The organism is Shinella sp. SUS2, assembly GCF_001262505.1.
Lineage (GTDB): Bacteria > Pseudomonadota > Alphaproteobacteria > Rhizobiales > Rhizobiaceae > Shinella.
Genome location: NZ_KQ410731.1, coordinates 63,030 through 76,112, shown reverse-complemented (window position 1 = coordinate 76,112; position 13,083 = coordinate 63,030). Strand labels below are relative to the sequence as shown.

Genomic DNA, 13,083 nt, shown 5'->3' with positions numbered 1-13,083 from the left:
TATGCCGCACCGTTCTCCTCAAGCAACAGCGTCGCGTCGGGCAAGTCCCGCTCTCCCTGCTTGCGGGGAGAGGGTTAGGGTGAGGGGCAAATCCTCCGAACATTCAATTCTGCGTGCAGGTCACATCCCCGAGACGGCTCGCCGATTCGCCCTCCACCGACACGGTCTCATCGCCCCGCGCGGTGCAATTGCCCTTCTCGCCAACGCCCGAGCGGAATTTCACCATCGGCTGGCCCTCGATCATGATGCTCGGCACGATCTCGTAAAGTTCCGGCGGGCAGTTCACCACGTCGGAAAGCCGAAGCGCCGGCGCGCCGCCGATGAAGACGCTCTTCGAACCGGAGAGGGCGCAGGACGGAAGGGGCGCCGGCGCATCCTCCGCAAAGGAGACGGACGGCCCCCCCGCCAAAAGACCAAAAGCCAGAACCGCGCTAGCCAGCCGCAAAAATCGCATCACTTGTCTCCCTTTTCACGCGCCGTGCGGGACAGCGCCCGCAGCGTTTCGAGTGCCCGTTCGGCATCCCGCTCCGGCACGAATATATGGTCGTGATGGTAACCGGCAACCACGTTGGCGCTGATCCCTTCCGTCGTCAGCGCCGTCGCGAAGGCCGCCGTCAGTCCCACTGCCTCCAGCGAGGAATGCACCGTGAGCGTGATCATGCGCATCGGAGCACTGGTGGCCAGCCCGTCCGCCGCCTCGAAAGGCAGGATCAGCGTCACGCCCTCCGCCTCCCGGAAGACGCCGATCGGCGCACGCAGGAGGCACCGGGCGAACTCGTCGCCCGGCACAGAGGCATAGACGAAGCGGCCTTCGACCAGTGCCGGCTCCATCGTCGCGAGCAGTTCGTCGAGATCGGTAACACCGCTCATGGATGGGCCATCCTGCGCACGGCATCGCACAGCGCCGCAAAACCGGCCCTCGCCCCCGCGCTCATGAAGCGGGCACGCAGCCACGCATGGATCATCTGCTTTTCCTCGCGAAACTCCACCGGCACGCCGGCGAGCGCCAGCCGCGCGGCATAGGCCCGCGCATCGTCGCGCAGCGGATCGAAAAAAGCACCGGTAATGAAGGTGGACGGCAGGGCGGCAAGGTTTTCCGCCCGCAGCGGGAAGGCGTGCGCGGCCTCCTCCGGCGCCTTATAGACCTCCCGGTAATAGGCGACATCGGCAGTCGAAAGGCCCGGCGCCTCGGCCATTTCCAGATAGGAACCGGAAGCAAGGTCACCGCCGAGGCCCGGATAGACCAGCGCCTGCCCGGCAATGCCCTTCAGCCCCTCGTCGCGCGCCTTCAGCACGATGCCGGCCGCAAGGTTTCCCCCCGCGCTGTCGCCGATCACCACGACCGGGTGGTTTTCCAACAGAAGCTCGATCAGCACGGCCCAGCAATCGTCGAAGGCGGCGGGCCAGACATGCTCCGGCGACAGGCGGTAATCCACGGACACAAGCTCGGCGCCCGCGGCCTCGCAAAGCTCGGCGCAGATCGCGTCATGGCTGTCGAGCGAGCCGACGACGAAGCCGCCGCCGTGAATGTAGAAAAGCCGCGTCGCGCTCGTCATCGCCGCCGGGCGGTAGCGGCGCACAGGAATGCGCCCGGCAATGACGCTGTCCTGCTTGGCCATGCCCGCAGGCGGCGGTGCGTCGAAGGCGGCGCAGAGCGCATCGTACCAGCCGCGCTGCTGCCCGATATCCGCATCGACGGCATCGGCGGGATAGAAATCCTCGCAGCGTTTGTGGAAGGCGAGAATGCCCTCCTCGGTCGGCATGGGGCGTTCGGTCATGGCGGCTCCTCGTTGCCGGCACCGTTTCGGCTCGGCGGAACGGCTGCAGGGGCTTGTCCGGTTGCAGCATCAGCCGGCACGACGATGCCGTGCCGGCTGAAAATGCTTGCGGCGGGGATCATAGCAGCGCGCCTCCCGCACGCCTGTCCCATCCGCGGCTTTCCCAAGGAATTTTCGCGGCTTGCTTCGCCCGCGCCGGGCATATTAACTGCCGCCATGGCATTCACCTTCCGGCAACTGCAATATTTCGTCGCCGTCGCGGAACAAGGGTCCGTAACGCGCGCCGCGCAAATCCTCTCGATCTCGCAATCCTCGATCACCGAGGCCATCAAGGAGCTCGAATCCGACCTCGGCGTCGAACTCTTCGAGCGCCATCCGCGCGGGTTGACGACCACGCACAACGGCCACCAGTTCCTGCGTCACGCGACAAAAATCCTGTCGAACGTCTCGGACGCCCGTCGCTCCTTCTCCGACAACCGCACGGCGGAAAAGGGCCAGCTCAATCTCGGTGTCACGTCCCTCGTCGCCGGCTACGTGCTGTCGGACCTGCTCTCGCGCTATCGCCGCGCCTTTCCCGGCATCGAGGTGAGCGCCATCGAGGACAACGGCTCCTATCTCGAGCATCTCCTGGTCGGCGGCGAGCTCGACGTTGCCGTCATGGTCATCTCGAACCTGCGCGACCGCATGGCGCTGCAGGCGGAAATCCTGGAAACCTCGCCCTATCGCCTCTGGCTGCCGATCGGCCACCCGCTCGTCGCCGCCGACATCATCTCGGTCAGCGACATCGCGAAGGAACCGCTGATCATGCTGACGGTCGATGAAATCGAGGAGAACACCGGCAAGCTTCTGACCGCACTCGGCGCCCGCCCGCATGTCGCCTTCCGCACCCGCTCGGTGGAGGCGGTGCGCAGCCTTGTGGCCACCGGGGCAGGCATCGCGCTCCTGCCCGACCTTGTCTACCGTCCCTGGTCGCTGGAAGGCGACCGTATCGAAAGCCGCGACGTCTCCGGCGCGCTACCGGTCGTGCAGGTCGGCATGGTCTGGCGCAAGGGATCCAGCCTGCCGCAGGCGGCGCGGGATTTCGTGGGGCTGGCGGAGGCGCTGAGGAGCGGGAGGGGAAGATAACACCTACGATTTCGGAATTTCCGATAGCGACATTCTGATTAATGAATTTGCGAAAGCGGCGAAATCGCGGCACCTTTTCATCCGGGAACAATACCGCAGCAAAGCGGATCAAACCGGGAGACTGTCATGACGCGACTTTTGCATTCCTGCACCGCGCTTACCCTTTCGCTCGCCTTCACCACCGCCGCCATCGCCCAGGAACCGCTGAAGGCACTTGGCGCCGGCGAAGGCGAAGTCTCCATCGTCGCCTGGGCCGGCTATATCGAGCGCGGCGAGACGGACAAGAACTATGACTGGGTCACCGAGTTCGAGAAGAAGACGAGCTGCAAGGTCACCGTGAAGACCGCCGCCACCTCGGACGAAATGGTGGCGCTGATGAACGAGGGCGGCTTCGACCTCGTCACCGCCTCGGGCGACGCGTCGCTCCGCCTTGTCGCAGGCAAGCGCGTCCAGCCGATCAACACCGATCTCATCCCGAGCTGGAAGACCATCGACGAGCGCCTGCAGAACGCGCCCTGGCATACCGTGAACGGCGTGCACTACGGCACACCCTATCTCTGGGGGCCGAACGTCCTGATGTACAACACCGAGGCCTTCAAGGGCGAAGCCCCGAAAAGCTGGAACGTTGTCTTCGAGGAGATGACGCTGCCGGACGGCAAGTCGAACAAGGGGCGCGTACAGGCCTATGACGGCCCGATCCACATCGCCGACGCCGCGCAATACCTGATGAAGCACAAGCCGGAACTCGGCATCAAGGATCCCTACGAACTCAACGAAGACCAGTACAAGGCCGCACTCGACCTGCTGCGCGTGCAGCGCACGCTGGTCGGCCGCTACTGGCATGACGCGATGATCCAGATCGACGACTTCAAGAACGAAGGCGTCGTCGCCTCCGGCTCCTGGCCGTTCCAGGTCAACCTGATGCAGGCCGAAAAGCAGCCGATCGCCTCGACCTTCCCGGAAGAGGGTGTGACGGGCTGGTCGGACACGACCATGCTGCATGCCGAAAGCCAGCATCCGAACTGCGCCTATATGTGGATGGAGCACTCGCTGTCCGCCAAGGTGCAAGGCGATGCCGCCGCCTGGTTCGGCGCAGTTCCCTCCGTTCCGGCCGCCTGCAAGGGCAATGCGCTGCTGACCGACGAAGGCTGCAAGACCAACGGGTTCGAGAACTTCGAGAAGATCGCCTTCTGGCGCACGCCGGTGACCAAGTGCGAAAGCCAGGGCGAGTGCGTGCCCTACCATCGCTGGGTCTCCGACTATATCGGCGTGATCGGCGGCCGATGAGGCCGCAATAGCCCCTCACCCTAACCCTCTCCCCGCAGGCGGGGAGAGGGAACGTGCCCCAAGATACTTCGTTCGCCCCGACGGTTGATCGGCAGCGGGAACGTGTCCTCATGCCTCCTTCGCCCCGCTTGCGGGGAGAGGGTGCCGGCAGGCGGATGAGGGGCAGAACACAAGACACCCGGAGCCCCCATGACCGCCGTCCTGTTCCAGCAAGTCTCCCGCCACTTCGGCGCCGTGCGTGCCGTCGACAGCGTGGACCTCGCAATAACCGAGGGTGAGTTCTTCGCCATGCTGGGCCCGTCCGGTTCCGGCAAGACGACGTGCCTGCGCCTGATGGCCGGTTTCGAGCAGCCGACCTCGGGCCATATCGAGATCTTTGGCGAGACGGCGGAGGGCGTGCCGCCCTACCGGCGCAACGTCAATACGGTCTTTCAGGACTACGCCCTCTTCCCGCATCTCTCGATCCTCGAGAACGTCGCCTACGGGCTGATGGTCAAGGGCGTCGGCAAGGCGGAGCGGCTGAAGGCGGCCGAGGAAGCGCTCGCCATGGTAAAACTGCCGGGCTACGGCACACGCCGGCCCGGCCAGCTCTCCGGTGGCCAGCGCCAGCGCGTGGCACTGGCCCGCGCGCTCGTCAATCGCCCCCGCGTGCTCCTTCTCGACGAACCGCTCGGCGCGCTCGATCTCAAGCTGCGCGAGCAGATGCAGGAGGAACTGAAGAGCCTGCAAAAGTCGCTCGGCATCACCTTCGTCTTCGTCACCCACGACCAGGGCGAGGCCCTGTCGATGGCCGACCGCATCGCCGTCTTCAGCGAGGGCAAGATCCAGCAGCTCGGCACGCCGGAAGAGGTCTACAAGCGGCCGAAGACGCGTTTCGTCGCCGATTTCGTCGGTTCCTCCAATGTGCTGCCGCCCGATTTCGTGGCGACGCTCGGCTTCGGCCGGAGCTATGCGAGCCTCAGGCCGGAGGCGATCGCGCTGGGTGACACTGGCCCGGGCCGCAAGCAGTTTTCCGGCCGCGTGACGGCGACGAGCTTCCTCGGCGCGGCAAACCGCGTGACGGTGGAGACCGCCGGCGCCCGCATCGCGGCGATGATCCCGGCATCCCTCACGGTCCCTGCACAGGGCGAGACGGTCACCCTCTCCTTCCTGCCGGAAGACCTGCACGCGATGGACGGTGCCCAATGAGCGTCGCCGCAGACACCTCCATCCTCGCGCGCCGCGAAGGCGCCTCCGGGCGGCTTTCGGATTTCTTCTGGCGCAACCCGAGGATCCTGCTGCTCCTGATGCTGACGCCACCGCTCCTCTGGCTCGGCGTGATCTATCTCGGCGCGCTCTTCGCGCTCCTCTTGCAGAGCTTCTTCTCGATCGACGACTTTTCCGGGCTGATCAACTACGAGTTCACGCTCGCCACCTACAAGCAGCTGCTCATCCCGTCGAATTTCGACATCATCCTGCGCACCGTGCTGATGGCCGTTCTGGTGACGCTCGCCTCCGCCGCCATCGCCTTTCCGATCGCCTATTACGCGGCGCGCTATGCCCGCGGAAAATGGAAGGTCGTCTTCTACCTCGGCGTCATGCTGCCGCTGTGGTCGAGCTATCTCGTGAAAGTCTATGCCTGGAAGCTCATCCTCGCCAAGGAAGGCATCGTCACCTGGGCCTTCGCCAGGCTGCATCTTTCCTGGCTGCTCGATGCCTGGCTGGCGCTGCCCGTCGTCGGCGGTTCGTCGCTGTCGATCAGCTATACCGGCACCTTCATCGTTTTCATCTATGTCTGGATGCCCTTCATGATCCTGCCGATCCAGGCGGCGCTGGAGCGCGTGCCGGGCAACCTGATCGAGGCTTCCGCCGATCTCGGCGGCAACCCGGCGCAGACCTTCCGCCATGTCCTCTTCCCCCTGGCGCTGCCCGGCATCATCGCCGGCTCGATCTTCACCTTCTCACTGACATTGGGCGACTACATCATCCCGCAGATCATCGGCTCGTCGCGGCTCTTCATCGGCCAGGCGGTCTATGCCCAGCAGGGCACCGCCGGCAACATCCCGCTCGCCGCCGCCTTCTCCGTCGTGCCGATCGTCATCATGGGCCTCTATCTCTGGATGGCCAAGCGACAGGGAGCCTTCGATGCGCTCTGACAAAAACACCTCGGCCCCGCTCGGCCTGAAGATCGCCGCTGGGCTCGGCCTTCTCTTCCTGCATCTGCCGATCCTGCTCATCTTCCTCTATGCCTTCACGACGGAGGAGAAGAGCTACCAGTTCCCGCCGCCGGGCTATACGCTGCAATGGTTCGCCGTTACCTGGAACCGGCCGGATGTCTGGGAGGCGATGGGGCTTTCCGTTCGCGTCGCGTCCATCTCGACCGCCGTCGCCCTGGTGCTCGGCACGCTGTGCGCCGCCGCCGTTTCCCGCACGAAATTCTTCGGCCGGGAGACGATCTCGCTGCTCGTCATCCTGCCGATCGCCCTGCCCGGCATCATCACCGGCATCGCACTGCGCTCGGCCTTCTCGTTTGCGGAAATCCCCTTCTCCTTCTGGACGATCGTGCTCGGCCACGCGACCTTCTGCGTCGTGGTCGTCTACAACAATGCCGTCGCTCGCTTCCGTCGCGTCTCGGGCTCGCTGATCGAGGCCTCGATGGACCTCGGCGCCGACAGTTTCCAGACCTTCCGCTACATCATCCTGCCGAACATCGGCACGGCGCTCTTGGCCGGCGGCATGCTGGCCTTCGCGCTGTCCTTCGACGAGGTGATCGTGACCACCTTCACGGCCGGCCAGCAATCGACCCTGCCGATCTGGATGCTGGAGGAACTGGTGCGCCCGCGCCAGCGGCCGGTTACCAACGTCGTCGCCATGGTCGTGGTGCTCGTCACCTTCCTGCCGATCCTCGGCGCCTACTACCTCACCCGCGACGGCGATCAGGTCGCCGGCGCCGGCAAATGAACCAACGATAAGGGAGAACCACGATGGACACCCAGATGCTGATCGGCTCGCGTTTCGAAGCCGGCACCGAGGCCGAGGAGCACATCCTGAACCCGAAGACGGGCGCGAAGATCGTCGACCTGCCGGAAGCCTCATACGCCCAGATCGACGTTGCCGTCGACGCCGCCGAAAGGGCCTTCGTCTCCTGGGCGACCACCACGCCCGCCGAACGCTCCGGCTATCTCCTGAAGATCGCCGACGCGATCGAGAAGGACGCCGATGCCTTCGCGGCGCTGGAATCGCTCAATTGCGGCAAGCCGATCAATGCCGCGCGCAATGACGAACTGCCCGCCATCGTCGATTGCTGGCGCTTCTTTGCCGGCGCCATCCGCTCGCTGAGCGCCCCGGTCGCCGCCGAATACCTGCCCGGCTTCACCTCCATGGTGCGGCGCGACCCGATCGGCATCGTCGGCTCGATCGCGCCGTGGAACTATCCGCTGATGATGATGGCCTGGAAGCTGGCCCCGGCCATTGCCGGCGGCAACACCGTCGTCTTCAAGCCCTCCGAGCAGACGCCGCTGACGGCGCTGAAGATGGCGAAGCTGCTTGCCGACATCCTGCCGGAAGGCGTGGTCAACATCGTGCTCGGCCGCGGCGAGACGGTCGGCAATGCGCTGATCAACCATCCGAAGATCAACATGGTGTCGATCACCGGCGACGTGGCGACCGGCAAGAAGGTGCTCGCCGCCGCCGCCAAGACGGTCAAGCGCACCCATCTGGAACTCGGCGGCAAGGCCCCCGTCGTCGTCTTCGACGATGCGGACCTCGACGCCGTCGTCTCGGGCATCCGCGCCTTCGGCTACTACAATGCCGGCCAGGACTGCACGGCCGCCTGCCGCATCTACGCGCAGGACGGCATCTACGAAAAACTGGTCGCCGACCTCTCGGCCGCCGTCTCGACAATTAAATACAACGACCCCGACGACACGCAGAACGAGATCGGCCCGCTGATCTCCAAGCGCCAGCGCGACCGCGTCGCCAGCTTCGTCGAGCGGGCCGCCGAGGTGAAGCATATCGAGATCACCACGGGAGGCCGGGCCGGCAGCGACGACGGCTACTTCTTCCAGCCGACCGTGGTGGCCGGCGCGACCCAGGACGACGAGATCGTGCGCCGCGAGGTGTTCGGCCCCGTCGTCTCCGTCACCCGCTTCTCCGAGGCGGACCAGGCCGTCGCCTGGGCGAATGACAGCGACTACGGCCTCGCCTCCTCCGTCTGGACCAAGGACATCGGCAAGGCGATGAAAGCCGCCGCCCGCCTGCAATACGGCTGCACCTGGATCAACACCCACTTCATGCTGACCACCGAAATGCCCCATGGCGGCGTCAAGCAGTCGGGCTACGGCAAGGACATGTCGATCTATGCACTGGAGGACTACACCGCCGTGCGCCACGTGATGATCAGTCACGACTAGTCCTCCCAGCCGCCCAAGAGCGCGGCCACCTTCCGGGGCACTCCCGCTGCCCCGGAACTTTTTTGTCCGTCACGCGTCTTTACTCCGACACAATCGGAGGCATCGCCGTGCTGAAATGGGCCCTTATCTTCCTCGTCGTCTCGCTGATCGCAGGCTTTCTGGGCTTCTCCGGCGTGTCGGCCGCCACGGCAACGATTGCCAAGGTGCTCTTCGCCATCGTTCTCATCATCTTCCTGATTTTCCTCGTGCTTGCAGTGATGGCCGGCAGCCTCGCCTTCTGAGTGCAGATCATCCACAATCTGCGTTGCATATCGGCAACACCGGCTAAATCATGAGCGCTTAAGTCATATAATTTCTTGCCGCCGGACAAATCCTGATAAAAACGGTCACATTATCGATCCGCTTCGTCAGAAAGTTCCCGCATGCACAAGCCCTCCCGCACGATGTCCCGCCTGGCGCTCGCCGGCACGTCTCTCCTCACGCTCGCCACGGTCGCCCTTGCACAGGACCAGGCGGCCACGGCAGCGGGCGGTGCGACCGTTCTCGAAGACATCGTCGTCAACGGCGGCAGCGGCGGCGTCATCACGGCGGACGGCTATGTGGGCAAAAGCAGCGCGACGGGCGCAAAGGTCGATACGCCCTTCATCCAGACGCCGCAGTCGATCTCCTCGGTCACGCAGCAGCAGCTGGAAGACCGCAACCCGCAGACCCTGCTCGAAACGCTCGCCTACACGCCGGGCACACGCCTCGGCGGCTATGGTTTCGATCCGCGCTTCGACTCGTTCACCGTGCGCGGCTTCGACGTGACCTATACGGGCGTTTTCCGCGACAACCTGCGCCAGCCGGGCGCCGGCTCCTCGTTGTTCAAGACCGAGCCCTACGGCCTCGAAGGCGTCTCGATCCTGCGTGGCCCCTCTTCCGCACTCTACGGCGCATCCGGCGCCGGCGGCCTCTACAATCTCATCAGCAAGCGCCCGACGGAAGACGCGCTGCGCGAGATCCAGGTGCAGTATGGCAGCCACGACCGTTACCAGGGCCAGTTCGACCTCTCCGGCCCGATCAATGAGGAAGACCCGGTCTACTATCGCCTGACCGGCCTCCTGCGCAGCGCCGACACCGAACAGGTCGGCGTTCCCGACGACCGCTCCTATATCGCGCCGGCCTTCACCTGGAAGCCGGACGAGGATACCAAGCTGACGATCCTCGGCGAATATTCCCGCACCAAGACGGGCGGCACCGCGGCCTATTATTATGACGCCGCCACCGGCAAGGTCAGCGACATCTTCGCCGGCAACCCGGCCTACAACGACTCGATCCAGAACCAGGGCCGCATCGGCTACGAGTTCGAGCATCGCCTGAACGAGGTCTTTACCTTCCGCCAGAACGCCCGCGCCTCCTGGCTGAACGTCGACGCCGACTGGGCCTTCGCCTACCAGCCGAACGCGGCCGACCCGACGCTGCTCGACAGCAGCGCCGGCACGTACGAAGAGTGGATGAACACCTACACGATCGACAACCAGCTGGAAGCCAAGTTCGACACCGGCGCACTGGAGCACACGCTGCTCACCGGCATCGACTTCACCAAGATCTACTGGAAATCGCTGAACGGCTACGGCGCAACGCCGCCGCTCGACACCAAGAACCCGACACGCGGTCGCCCGACGGACCCGATCGGCTTCCAGACGAAGAGCGTGCAGGACCAGTTCATCACCGGCCTCTACCTGCAGGACCAGATCCGCTACGACGCGCTGACCTTCACGCTCGGCGGCCGCTACGACTGGGTCTCCACCGACACCGACAACACGGACCTCGCCTCCGGCGCCCTCAGCACGATCAACCAGAGCGACCGTGCCTTCACCTGGCGCGCCGGCGTGACCTATGAGACCGAATGGGGCATCACCCCCTATGCCAGCTATTCGACCGCCTTCTCGCCGAATGCCGGCGTGAACCTTGCCACCGGCAACCCGTTCAAGCCGACCGAGAGCGAGCAGCAGGAAGTCGGCGTGAAGTACCTGCTTCCGGACAGCAACACCCTGCTGACGGCCGCACTCTTCAACATCGACCAGACGAACGGACTTTATTATGAAGTCGTCGACCTGCCGAGCGGTCCGGCCAACATCCAGGTCCAGCGCGGCAAGCTGCGCTCGCGCGGCCTGGAACTGGAAGCCTCGACCAGCCTCGACAACGGCCTCTCGCTGATCGCCTCCTATACCTATACCCAGGCGAAGATCATCGATGGCCCGGCCGGCACCGTGAACAACGACGTCTCCTCCGTACCGCGCCACATGGCATCGCTCTGGGCGCATTACACCATGCCGGAAGACGGCGCGCTGGCCGGCCTCGGCTTCGGCGCTGGCGTTCGCTTCACCGGGGAAAGCTATGGCAACGACGCCAACAGCATGAAGAACAAGGCGCGCGCCTTCGTCGATGCGTCGATCGATTACGATTTCGCCGCCATCGACAAGGACTTCGCCGGCCTGAAGCTGCAGGTCAACGCGACGAACCTCTTCGACCGCCAGGATGCCGTCTGCTCGGCCGGTTTCTGCTACCGCGACCAGGGCCGCACGATCATCGGCAGCCTGAAATACTCCTGGTAAGCGCTTGACGGCGCTTCTCTCCCAGGACGGTGAGACCGCTTTCCGGCCCGAAGGCCTGAAGGCGGTCTTCAGCGGTGAACATGCCTGGTGCGGCGAGAAGATGATGCTCTCGTCGGATCTCGATGGCGCCGTGCCGCTCTGCGCGTTCCTGGAGGGAGACGGGTTTTCCCGGACGATCGACCGCTATGCTGAGAGCCATGACAAGGCGGACCGGCGTGCCGCCGCCTCTTTCTGGTCGCTCTACTATTTCTCCGCCCTCACCATCCCCTATGTCGTGGCGCGCCGCGCGGAGCGGACCCTGCCCGTCGCCCTCGATGCGATGACCATCGCCATCGGCGAGGACGGCCTGCCCCGGGCCTTCGGCCTGCCGCATGAAGGCGACTGGAGCGAGGGAGACGACCTCGTCGACTTCGTCACACCGCTGGTAGACTGCCACCTCTCCCGCGCGGTCGCCCTGTTCAAGGAAAAGACCGGCATTGCCCCGAAGCTCGCCTGGAACAATGCCGCCGTCTACATCGACTATGCCTTCAACGCGACGGACCATGCGCCGCCCGAAGACGGCGACCATTGGCCCTCGCGTCCCCTCTTCGATTGCCCGCTGCTGGCGAACGGCAGCCGCAACCCCTTCCACGGATGCCTGCGCCACGAGATGGAAGCAGGTGTCATCCACTGCCGTCGCAAGGTCTGCTGCCTGCGCTACATGCTGCCCGGCATTCCAGGCTGCGGCGAGCTGTGCGCCCTGCCGGAACTGAGAAAACAATGACCCAACGCCTTTCCGCCCTCATCGCTGTCGTCCTTCTGTTCCTCGCCATCCTGCCGGCCCGTGCAGAGGTGACGTATCCGCTGACGGTCAAGGACGCCTTCGACCGCGAGATCACCATTCCGGCCCAGCCCAAGGCGGTGCTGCTCGGCAGCGGCTTCGATCTCGTCGCACTCTCGCTGATCCATCCGAACCCGGTCAGCATCCTCGCCGGCTGGTCGAGCGACATGCAGGGCGACAATCCGGAGATCTATGCACGGTTCAAGGAAAAGTTCCCTGAAATCGTCAACGTCCCGGTCATCGGCGCAAACGGCGCGCTCTCCTTCGAGACCATGCTGTCGCTGAAGGCGGACCTTGCCATCCTCGCCAACTGGCAGGCCGATACCGAACTCGGCAAACAGGCGATCGACTACCTGGAAAAGATGGGCGTGCCCGTCGTCGTCGTCGACTTCAACAGCAACGCGCTGAAGAACACCGCCGGGACCATGCGCCTGCTCGGCAAGGTGCTGAACCGCGAGGAACAGGCCAACGCCTTCGCCGACTTCTATGACGCCCGCGTCAAGCGTATCCGCGACCGGGTCGCCCAGCACCCCGAGCCGGGTCCGACCGTGCTGATGGACGCCTTCCCCAACCCGGAAAAATGCTGCTACGCCTATGGCACGGGCGGTCTCGGCGCCTTCATCGCCATCACCGGCAGCCGCAACATCGCCGAAAGCCTGCCGGCGCAGGGCGGCATCGTCAGTTCGGAGTTCATCATCGCGGCCAATCCCGACGTCTACATCGCGACCGCATCGCCGGGCGGCACCTACAGCTCGTTCTCGGTCGGTCCCGGCGTCGCCTCTGAAGAGGCGCGCGAAACGCTCGCCCGCGCCGTCAAGGCGCCGATCCTCTCCGACCTGAAGGCGGTGAAGGACGGCCGCGTGCACGGCCTGTGGAACTTCTTCAACACCGTCCCGCTCAACGTGCTCGCCGCCGAGGCCTTCGCGCACTGGCTGCGCCCGGACATCTTTGCCGACATCGACCCGGATGCGACATTGAAGGAAATCAACGAACGTTTCGCCGCCGTGCCTTTCGACGGCGCCTATTGGATCAGCCTCAAGGCAAAGTGAGGGGACCGGCCTTTCGGTCCCTTCTCCCGCAGGCTA

At 64.9% G+C, this 13,083-nt stretch carries 13 protein-coding genes; 10 read left to right on the top strand and 3 right to left on the bottom strand.

Going from position 1 to position 13,083, the window contains the following annotated elements; genetic code table 11:
* Positions 1 to 103: 103 nt before the first annotated feature.
* Genes AKG11_RS15240 through AKG11_RS15230 form a run of 3 tightly spaced genes read right to left on the bottom strand, consistent with a single transcriptional unit; the run spans position 104 to position 1,778 of the window.
* Entirely contained in the window at positions 104 to 454 is a 351-nt protein-coding gene (locus AKG11_RS15240; RefSeq protein WP_050744485.1) for a PAAR domain-containing protein, read from the bottom strand.
* The gene (locus tag AKG11_RS15235) at positions 454 to 870 is read right to left on the bottom strand and encodes an ACT domain-containing protein (protein WP_050744484.1); all 417 of its coding nucleotides are present in this window, start codon (positions 868 to 870) and stop codon (positions 454 to 456) included. Before AKG11_RS15235 ends, AKG11_RS15240 begins: the two co-directional genes overlap by 1 nt.
* Positions 867 to 1,778 carry an alpha/beta hydrolase gene (locus tag AKG11_RS15230; protein WP_050744483.1) on the bottom strand — a complete coding sequence of 304 codons (912 nt, stop codon included), beginning with the start codon at positions 1,776 to 1,778 and terminating at the stop codon, positions 867 to 869. Before AKG11_RS15230 ends, AKG11_RS15235 begins: the two co-directional genes overlap by 4 nt.
* Positions 1,779 to 1,994: 216 nt before the next feature.
* Here AKG11_RS15230 and AKG11_RS15225 point away from each other — a divergent pair, with 216 nt between their 5' ends.
* The 10 genes from AKG11_RS15225 to AKG11_RS15180 all read left to right on the top strand — a co-directional run bounded on the left by AKG11_RS15225 (position 1,995) and on the right by AKG11_RS15180 (position 13,047).
* A complete protein-coding gene (locus tag AKG11_RS15225; protein WP_023515818.1) occupies positions 1,995 to 2,903 on the top strand; it encodes a LysR family transcriptional regulator in 909 nt (302 codons plus the stop codon).
* Between the two features lie 126 nt (positions 2,904 to 3,029).
* Positions 3,030 to 4,190: an ABC transporter substrate-binding protein gene (locus tag AKG11_RS15220; protein WP_023515817.1), complete on the top strand. Its 1,161-nt coding sequence runs from the start codon at positions 3,030 to 3,032 to the stop codon at positions 4,188 to 4,190.
* Positions 4,191 to 4,379: 189 nt separating this feature from the next.
* Positions 4,380 to 5,378, top strand: coding sequence for an ABC transporter ATP-binding protein (locus AKG11_RS15215; protein ID WP_050744482.1), 999 nt, complete (start codon positions 4,380 to 4,382; stop codon positions 5,376 to 5,378).
* Positions 5,375 to 6,325, top strand: a complete 951-nt coding sequence (locus tag AKG11_RS15210; RefSeq protein WP_050744481.1) for an ABC transporter permease — start codon at positions 5,375 to 5,377, stop codon at positions 6,323 to 6,325. The genes AKG11_RS15215 and AKG11_RS15210 overlap by 4 nt, the downstream gene beginning before the upstream one ends.
* On the top strand, positions 6,315 to 7,130 hold the full coding sequence (locus AKG11_RS15205) for an ABC transporter permease (protein ID WP_023515814.1): 816 nt from the start codon (positions 6,315 to 6,317) through the stop codon (positions 7,128 to 7,130). The genes AKG11_RS15210 and AKG11_RS15205 overlap by 11 nt, the downstream gene beginning before the upstream one ends.
* A 23-nt stretch (positions 7,131 to 7,153) precedes the next feature.
* Positions 7,154 to 8,581 carry a gamma-aminobutyraldehyde dehydrogenase gene (locus AKG11_RS15200; protein ID WP_050744480.1) on the top strand — a complete coding sequence of 476 codons (1,428 nt, stop codon included), beginning with the start codon at positions 7,154 to 7,156 and terminating at the stop codon, positions 8,579 to 8,581.
* Positions 8,582 to 8,688: 107 nt separating this feature from the next.
* Positions 8,689 to 8,862, top strand: a complete 174-nt coding sequence (locus AKG11_RS15195; protein WP_082342455.1) for a DUF1328 domain-containing protein — start codon at positions 8,689 to 8,691, stop codon at positions 8,860 to 8,862.
* Positions 8,863 to 9,003: 141 nt separating this feature from the next.
* Positions 9,004 to 11,178: a TonB-dependent siderophore receptor gene (locus AKG11_RS15190; protein ID WP_050744478.1), complete on the top strand. Its 2,175-nt coding sequence runs from the start codon at positions 9,004 to 9,006 to the stop codon at positions 11,176 to 11,178.
* Between the two features lie 100 nt (positions 11,179 to 11,278).
* On the top strand, positions 11,279 to 11,941 hold the full coding sequence (gene fhuF / locus AKG11_RS15185; protein ID WP_082342454.1) for a siderophore-iron reductase FhuF: 663 nt from the start codon (positions 11,279 to 11,281) through the stop codon (positions 11,939 to 11,941).
* The gene (locus AKG11_RS15180; RefSeq protein WP_050744476.1) at positions 11,938 to 13,047 is read left to right on the top strand and encodes an ABC transporter substrate-binding protein; all 1,110 of its coding nucleotides are present in this window, start codon (positions 11,938 to 11,940) and stop codon (positions 13,045 to 13,047) included. The genes fhuF and AKG11_RS15180 overlap by 4 nt, the downstream gene beginning before the upstream one ends.
* Positions 13,048 to 13,083: the final 36 nt, after the last annotated feature.

Bases quoted from the DNA above. Each gene is read 5' to 3' on its own strand.
- AKG11_RS15240 (WP_050744485.1), bottom strand. From the start codon at position 454: ATGCGATTTTTGCGGCTGGCTAGCGCGGTTCTGGCTTTTGGTCTTTTG.
- AKG11_RS15235 (WP_050744484.1), bottom strand. From the start codon at position 870: ATGAGCGGTGTTACCGATCTCGACGAACTGCTCGCGACGATGGAGCCG.
- AKG11_RS15230 (WP_050744483.1), bottom strand. From the start codon at position 1,778: ATGACCGAACGCCCCATGCCGACCGAGGAGGGCATTCTCGCCTTCCAC.
- AKG11_RS15225 (WP_023515818.1), top strand. From the start codon at position 1,995: ATGGCATTCACCTTCCGGCAACTGCAATATTTCGTCGCCGTCGCGGAA.
- AKG11_RS15220 (WP_023515817.1), top strand. From the start codon at position 3,030: ATGACGCGACTTTTGCATTCCTGCACCGCGCTTACCCTTTCGCTCGCC.
- AKG11_RS15215 (WP_050744482.1), top strand. From the start codon at position 4,380: ATGACCGCCGTCCTGTTCCAGCAAGTCTCCCGCCACTTCGGCGCCGTG.
- AKG11_RS15210 (WP_050744481.1), top strand. From the start codon at position 5,375: ATGAGCGTCGCCGCAGACACCTCCATCCTCGCGCGCCGCGAAGGCGCC.
- AKG11_RS15205 (WP_023515814.1), top strand. From the start codon at position 6,315: ATGCGCTCTGACAAAAACACCTCGGCCCCGCTCGGCCTGAAGATCGCC.
- AKG11_RS15200 (WP_050744480.1), top strand. From the start codon at position 7,154: ATGGACACCCAGATGCTGATCGGCTCGCGTTTCGAAGCCGGCACCGAG.
- AKG11_RS15190 (WP_050744478.1), top strand. From the start codon at position 9,004: ATGCACAAGCCCTCCCGCACGATGTCCCGCCTGGCGCTCGCCGGCACG.
- fhuF (WP_082342454.1), top strand. From the start codon at position 11,279: ATGATGCTCTCGTCGGATCTCGATGGCGCCGTGCCGCTCTGCGCGTTC.
- AKG11_RS15180 (WP_050744476.1), top strand. From the start codon at position 11,938: ATGACCCAACGCCTTTCCGCCCTCATCGCTGTCGTCCTTCTGTTCCTC.